The 665-nt window shown below is 41.4% G+C and carries 1 protein-coding gene; it reads right to left on the bottom strand.

What is annotated here, in order from left to right; all coding sequences use genetic code 11:
* Positions 1-113: 113 nt before the first annotated feature.
* Positions 114-665, bottom strand: a 552-nt coding sequence (locus tag B0682_RS09200; RefSeq protein ID WP_276206640.1) for a type IV pilin protein, incomplete at its 5' end; no start/stop codon positions are given.

The following is a 665-nucleotide window of genomic DNA, read 5'->3' as shown; positions in this document are numbered from 1 at the left end:
TGGCAGCTAGGATACTGATAGGCCGTAATTTTTTCCGATACTAAACAATAATAATTACAATATTGTTTACGTTTATTTTGCTGGTTTGATGTGCATATTTAGCAAAAAACCCATCAATCTTTCCACGCATCGCCTTGCCCACATTTGCTGTCTCGGCATTTTCTGCCTTGATGGTTAAAGCTGAGCGTGCCATCACTTGCCATGGCTGATGAGGCAATTGGAGTAGCAGTCAGTATCCAATCCCTTTGATTACCGTCAGCATTGGCATCTAGATTCAGTGTTACGGCATACAAGGCTGTGCCATTTTTAGGATAGTTACCACTAAAATCTGTGGTGGTGATGTTGGAATAACTGCCTTTAGACAGCTTTTGAGATTCTATCTGATTACCCAGATTGACCAGCTCCACCATCATATCGGTGCGTTTGGTTTTTTTGACATACTCTTGATAGTTGGGGTAGGCAATTGCTGCCAGCACCCCAATCACCGCCACCACAATCATCAGCTCAATAAGCGTAAAGCCGTTTTGTGACGTTTGAAATGTGGTAGGTGCAATGGCAACGTGGTCTTGAATAATCATATGTGAACGCTCAATAAAAAAATAAAACAACCAAATATTACAACCGATAAACCACAGACAACATAACAACCACCCCACAAACAAAAT

Source organism: Lwoffella lincolnii (genome assembly GCF_002014765.1).
Taxonomy (GTDB): domain Bacteria; phylum Pseudomonadota; class Gammaproteobacteria; order Pseudomonadales; family Moraxellaceae; genus Psychrobacter; species Psychrobacter lincolnii.
Note: the sequence above shows the minus strand (reverse complement) of the source record. Positions and strands in the feature narration are given on the sequence as shown.